Below are 5305 nucleotides of genomic sequence, written 5' to 3'. Positions count from 1 at the left end.
CCGCTGCTCTCCTTTCGGAGAACCGTCTAGTCAGCTAGTTTCCCCTGCCCCCGCCAGGGCAAGCCCCCACTTCTATAAGTGGGGGTAGTTGACCCGGGAAAACTAACCCTACGAAAAACGGTAACAGCTTAATATATGCACTCAGCCTTTGGATTAGCAGTACAACTTAGCTTCGACAGTAACTAAACACTAACCCCTCGAAAAGCGATAACAGTATCGCATATGCAGTCAGGCTTCGGCAATCTGGATGTCTCAAAAAAAAGGTGGTCATCACCAACAAGTGATGACCACCACCTCAATATACTCAATATACTCCAAGGAATTTTGCGCCCTGGAAGCCTTGTAAATAAAGGCACGAGAAACCCTTCTACACGCTACTGGGTCTAGAAAACCACGCTACTGGGTCTAGAAAACCACGCTACTGGGTCTAAAAAAACACGCTACTGGGTCTAAAAAAACCACGCTACTGGGTCTAAAAAATTATTCTTCGACTAAAAGTTTTACTTTAATTTTTACAGGTTTTCCAGTGTGTTCATCTTTTTGATATTCAATAATTCTTTTTCGGGACATAGACCCCAATACGTTTTCTACTGTATTCTGTGTCTCCTTCGGCCATCTGCCATGAACATTCATTATTTCAGCAAGTGTCTCTAAATGCAACTCAGCCTTGTTTCCACTTCTGGCGGATAGGTAGTACACTAAATTTTTGGCAGGTATAACCTGTTTGCGCGGCAAACTGCGTGCTTTATCTAGTGCGTTTCTAGGAACCAGACACGTACCAGATAACTCCAATAATTTCCGGTATTGTGGTGATAACACTATTTCCAAGCTTCTTTTCCGAAATGGGAGCGGCTTTAGGTGGTCTATATCTTTGCCTATATGTGTTACAGCCACAGTGTAGTCGATAAAACCAAAGTTGATTGTGCCCCACTTAGCCACAGTACAATCTTGCCGAATTTCTAACGGAACTTTCTGCTCTTGGATAGTATATGATCGTAAAATAGCAAATGAAAGATTAATCCGGTCAAAGTTTTCACCGTTTGGTGAAATACCAATTAATTTACATAACTGGCTAAACGTGGTCACAATTTTTAGGGAGTTCGGGTTCTGTACATAAAGAGTGGTAACGGCAGCCAGTACATCCCGCGCAAAATAGAGATTGTCTAGGTCACTAGCTAACTCACGCGGGATAACAAAATTTCTTGTAGGTTGTTTATCGTCAGTCCAATGATACACGATAGCACTTGGGTAATATTCGTTTTTGTGGTTCGGTATATTTTTTTTTACCTCTCTCTTTATGTTTCCGTGTTCGGTATCTTTTTTACTTGGCGGCCGAAAAACATACGGGTCCCGCGAAAAATTTTTTTCTGAATGTAGCTTATCACCAGTGTTTTTTTTCGCCATGTTTACTTATCTCCATTGCCACATTTATTTGGACATTATTACGGGTGTCATTGAATTCGTGAAAAGCGAAAAGGCTTCGGTTTGGTCGGCGTCCTTTATCGTTGCAAAACCTGATATATCACGGTTAAAGGTTTGATAAATCATTTCGATTACTTCTATCCTGTTAAGCTGTTTGGAATGTATTCCAAGCCCCTCAAACGTACCCCTTATTATTACAGAAAGCTCGGTTAAAGAATCAATAGCGACAGACCTTAACTCATTGGTATCTGTGGCTTTAGCCCGGTTAATCGGTATTGCCGATGTAATTGCACTTAACAATGGAGAGTCAATTTCAATCCCACTTTCTACTCCTTCAGAATAAGCATCTACTTTTAAAATAAAGTAATACTTTCTTTCACGCATCATTTTTCCATCGGTCTTTTCCTGAAGGTATTTAATCAGCCCGTCCCTTTGGGCAGAGATGGCGTCTTTAAATTTATCGGGATACTTATAAGATTTTAGATTATCGGTGTAATCTTTGAGGTTGAGGTACATAGTTTGAATGAGCTGGGTAAAAGGAAGATGGATGGTATTCATCAGGTTTCTATACCCCATCCAGATGGCTCCTTGTTCCTCCAGCGACCGCAGAGAAAAATTAATTGGCTCAACCTCGATAACCAGACGAAATTTAAGATCATCCAATTCAATTATTCCATCAGGGGTTATATCTTTGTAATTGATTAAGTCCTGGGTGGTTTCAACTTTCTTTTTTGATTTCATTAAGTAGTATGCTAGCCCTAACCCGCCACCTACCAGTAAAACATCAGTTAACAAGCTATCCCCTCCTCCATATGAAGACTTTTTTTCGGGTCTTAAAGTTAATCCAATACCACAGATATTGGGGTAAGGATAATCCTGTCTTTCTGTCTGTAACCAGTGCAAATGCCATTACCAGTACCAGGGGAATAAAGTGATGGATATGTGCGATAATAAAATTTTTAACAGGCAATGCTGGAACTATTTTTGCAAATTCATATGTTAACTTTCCCCCCACAAGCAATGCCAGAAGTTTTTGCCACGTTAAACCCAAAGCAATTTTAGTTTGTACAGGTTTTGGGGCCAAGTTATGTTGGTATCCAAACATATATTTCACCTCTTTAAAATAAAAAAGCGCCTGCAATCGCAGACGCTTTTTTCTAACCTTTATAGCCAAGTGCACCTAATAATGTTCTAACTATAGCATCGGCTTTAAAAACGATAATTGCCGAAATTATGCAACCCCCTAGTGCTTTCTTGGCTATCTGTAGTTTACTCGGATCATGGGATCCGAAAAACAAAAATCCAGCATAAAGCAACGAAAGTACCGCTAGAATTCCAAACACCCCTTGAACAATGTCAACTACTTTACCGCCTATGTCAGTTGCCTCTTTTTTTATAGCATCTGGATCGGGTTTAATATCGAGGGCCGCAAATGCTACCCCTGTTATTGTGAAAATAAAACTTAGCAACAGGATACCTACTATAGCTTTTTTTACATTGTGCGACATGCTTTAGCCAACTCCTTTCTCCTTTGTTTTTGATGCCATTTGAAAAGCGTTTTATTTCCGTAATAAGTTATGACAACAGTTTCACTATTGCGTTTTTGCGTTAAGAAATACCGTCCATTTGCTTTCCAAACCTGGACTCCGCCAGGGTGTTTTTTTAGTTTAGTTGCCTTATTAATTAGCGAGATTATTTCTTTTTCGATTTCTTGATCAGAAAGTTCGATATTTTCTCTTTCCCTAAACCGTTGTATCGCATGGTTGCTGACTTTTACGAATGTCATCATCCCCTTTCTTTTAGATATTTAGCCAAACCTGACCTTATTGTATTTGGATTTTGACCCGGCAGTTTTGATTTCAGCCAGCTGATTTTATCCAGGCTTGTTTTTTGCTGTTCTAGTTCTGCCTTGTTTTCTACACAGAATTGCAGGATTTTTTGAATTTCGGTTTCGATTATAAAAACACCTCTCTTACGTTAAATTTATGAGCACTGAACCAAATATTAAAAGCAAAACCGGCATAAAAATAAACCGTTCGATAAACGACCCTGTCTGTATAATTGGGATACCGAAATGCAGTTTTTTCCAGGGATACAACCACGGCACCCCGGCAGGGTTAAGGCCGTCTAATACCAGGTGTGAAAAGTATCCTGCAACAATAATATTGGCATAAGGAACATTAAACAAATGCGTAAGCAAATACACCGCCAGGACCGCAACCGGTGAGTGGATAATCCCTCTATGCCCCAGGGAAAAATTTAATAACATCGGCAATATTGGTACTGCCCTGCCGACTTTAGAGTAGGGAGAATCAATGTCTGGCAAGAGTGAGGATATTGCCCCGATACTTGCGGCAATTGCCGCCGACTTTAGATCACTATGTGAAATTAAGACTCCCGCAATTGCCCCTCCGACCATATGAGTTCGCCAAAGAATGTTATCACCCCCTTAAAAAACAAAAAACCCAGCTTGAAAGCCAGGTTTTTGATATCACGCGTGCAGATTAGCGCTGATTGTGTCTTTCAGGGATTTTCCGGGTTTAAATACCGGCACTCTGGTGGCAGGTATCTGTATGGTTTCGCCTGTCTTCGGATTTCGCCCTTCTCTGGCCTTGCGTAGCTTAGCCTCAAAGGTGCCAAAACCAACCAATTGAATCTTATCCCCTTTAGCCAGAGATTCTTCAATGCTTTCCAGGATTGCGGTTAATACTTCTTCAATAGTTTTTTTGGACATATTGGCTTTGTTTGCTGCCAAAGAAATTAATTCATTTTTATTCACTTAAAACACTCCTTTTTTATTTTTTGCATCTTACTGAGATGCGAATATACCTGAATTCATTCAGGAAAAAAACGCCGGTTTGCATCCTCTGTTTGATTAATTATTCTTGCTCTGTTCCTGTGAACATTCCTTCTTTAGCCCATATTTCCCTTATGCGGCAAATGAGGACTTTTTTGGTCTTAATATCTACTTTTACGATTGGGTTTGCAAAACAGTTTTTATTGTTTTCACTGTCTGTTTCTTTCTTTTTTATGATAAATTCATCTCCCTTTTGAAATTTTGAAGAACCGGAGGTACGCGCGTACCTTACAGATATTACCAATCGTCTTGTTTCACCCGGATTCCCTCGGCGCAACGGCGGCACATGAATTTCCCGTCGTTGCTATATCTGCCGCAGATGATGCACCTAGTTTTCTGCCTGATTGGTATAGACGATTTATTTTTTCTTTTTGGGCTCATTTGTTCACCACCTTTCAGTTTTTAAGTTCTTTAAAAAGAAAAGTCCCGTACTCGACTATACGGAGCTTTCAGTGATTAGGGAGGTGCTTCCGCAACCTACCGCCCTCCCTCCGGCAGGTATCCTAAAAAATAAAAAACCTACATTTAACTAGAAATGTAGGCTTTTATGTTCACTAAAACATTTTGATATTTAGACCTTCTGCAGCCACTTGGTTAATCCACAAAATCTCCTGACGTTCCCGACCACCTTCCGCATATGCCTTTAAGGTAAATCTCTCCCAGTGACTTAATCGTTCATCATATAGTTGACAGGCATACCCAGACAACAAAATTGCGGCAGGTTTCCCCCGCCTCTATAGGCGGCGGGCGGAATGCCGCATACTAATCAAATCACTTCTTTCCATGAAAATCCGGTTGATCTCGAAAGTAGTTTGGCTTTCTTTAGACTGAAATGCCCGATCCTTTTTCCATCGGCATCGGCTATGCCCAGTACCTTCGATTTATCAGTCGGCAAGCCGCATACCCAACCTCGATAAGTCTTTCCTGCCTTCTCTGCTTCTACCCAATCGCCTTTACGGAAAAAACTGCCGTTGGCAGTACCGCCAAAACGAGGTCTAATGCCACCCTTCTGCGGGTTCTGCCGAT

The 5305-nt window shown here is 40.8% G+C and carries 9 protein-coding genes and 1 pseudogene; all 10 read right to left on the bottom strand.

Features of this window, described 5'->3' with window-relative positions:
* Positions 1-480 precede the first annotated feature (480 nt).
* A complete protein-coding gene (locus BUB67_RS15715) occupies positions 481-1404 on the bottom strand; it encodes a hypothetical protein (RefSeq protein WP_073240304.1) in 924 nt (307 codons plus the stop codon).
* A 24-nt stretch (positions 1405-1428) separates the two neighbouring features.
* Positions 1429-2217, bottom strand: a complete 789-nt coding sequence (locus BUB67_RS15710; RefSeq protein WP_073240303.1) for a hypothetical protein — start codon at positions 2215-2217, stop codon at positions 1429-1431.
* A 1-nt stretch (position 2218) separates the two neighbouring features.
* Positions 2219-2527, bottom strand: a complete 309-nt coding sequence (locus tag BUB67_RS15705; protein ID WP_073240302.1) for a PrgI family mobile element protein — start codon at positions 2525-2527, stop codon at positions 2219-2221.
* A gap of 52 nt (positions 2528-2579) precedes the next feature.
* A complete protein-coding gene (locus BUB67_RS15700; RefSeq protein WP_073240301.1) occupies positions 2580-2930 on the bottom strand; it encodes a pilin in 351 nt (116 codons plus the stop codon).
* The gene (locus BUB67_RS15695; protein WP_143157124.1) at positions 2915-3211 is read right to left on the bottom strand and encodes a hypothetical protein; all 297 of its coding nucleotides are present in this window, start codon (positions 3209-3211) and stop codon (positions 2915-2917) included. Before BUB67_RS15695 ends, BUB67_RS15700 begins: the two co-directional genes overlap by 16 nt.
* Positions 3212-3394: 183 nt before the next feature.
* Entirely contained in the window at positions 3395-3841 is a 447-nt protein-coding gene (locus tag BUB67_RS15690; RefSeq protein WP_084127781.1) for a metal-dependent hydrolase, read from the bottom strand.
* Positions 3842-3913: 72 nt separating this feature from the next.
* The gene (locus BUB67_RS15685; RefSeq protein ID WP_073240298.1) at positions 3914-4201 is read right to left on the bottom strand and encodes an HU family DNA-binding protein; all 288 of its coding nucleotides are present in this window, start codon (positions 4199-4201) and stop codon (positions 3914-3916) included.
* Positions 4202-4301: 100 nt separating this feature from the next.
* Entirely contained in the window at positions 4302-4523 is a 222-nt protein-coding gene (locus tag BUB67_RS15680) for a hypothetical protein (RefSeq protein WP_073240297.1), read from the bottom strand.
* The gene (locus tag BUB67_RS16735) at positions 4517-4660 is read right to left on the bottom strand and encodes a hypothetical protein (protein ID WP_207647630.1); all 144 of its coding nucleotides are present in this window, start codon (positions 4658-4660) and stop codon (positions 4517-4519) included. Before BUB67_RS16735 ends, BUB67_RS15680 begins: the two co-directional genes overlap by 7 nt.
* A 385-nt stretch (positions 4661-5045) precedes the next feature.
* Positions 5046-5305, bottom strand: a pseudogene (locus BUB67_RS15675) (RRXRR domain-containing protein); the annotation flags it as partial.

Source organism: Desulforamulus putei DSM 12395 (assembly GCF_900129195.1).
Taxonomy (GTDB): Bacteria; Bacillota; Desulfotomaculia; order Desulfotomaculales; family Desulfotomaculaceae; genus Desulfotomaculum; species Desulfotomaculum putei.
This window is presented reverse-complemented; position numbering and strand designations above follow the sequence as displayed.

Excerpts from the sequence above, each read along its gene's own strand:
- BUB67_RS15705 (WP_073240302.1), bottom strand. The coding sequence starts at position 2,527 with ATGTTTGGATACCAACATAACTTGGCCCCAAAACCTGTACAAACTAAA.
- BUB67_RS16735 (WP_207647630.1), bottom strand. The coding sequence starts at position 4,660 with ATGAGCCCAAAAAGAAAAAATAAATCGTCTATACCAATCAGGCAGAAA.
- BUB67_RS15695 (WP_143157124.1), bottom strand. The coding sequence starts at position 3,211 with ATGATGACATTCGTAAAAGTCAGCAACCATGCGATACAACGGTTTAGG.
- BUB67_RS15690 (WP_084127781.1), bottom strand. The coding sequence starts at position 3,841 with ATGGTCGGAGGGGCAATTGCGGGAGTCTTAATTTCACATAGTGATCTA.
- BUB67_RS15700 (WP_073240301.1), bottom strand. The coding sequence starts at position 2,930 with ATGTCGCACAATGTAAAAAAAGCTATAGTAGGTATCCTGTTGCTAAGT.
- BUB67_RS15715 (WP_073240304.1), bottom strand. The coding sequence starts at position 1,404 with ATGGCGAAAAAAAACACTGGTGATAAGCTACATTCAGAAAAAAATTTT.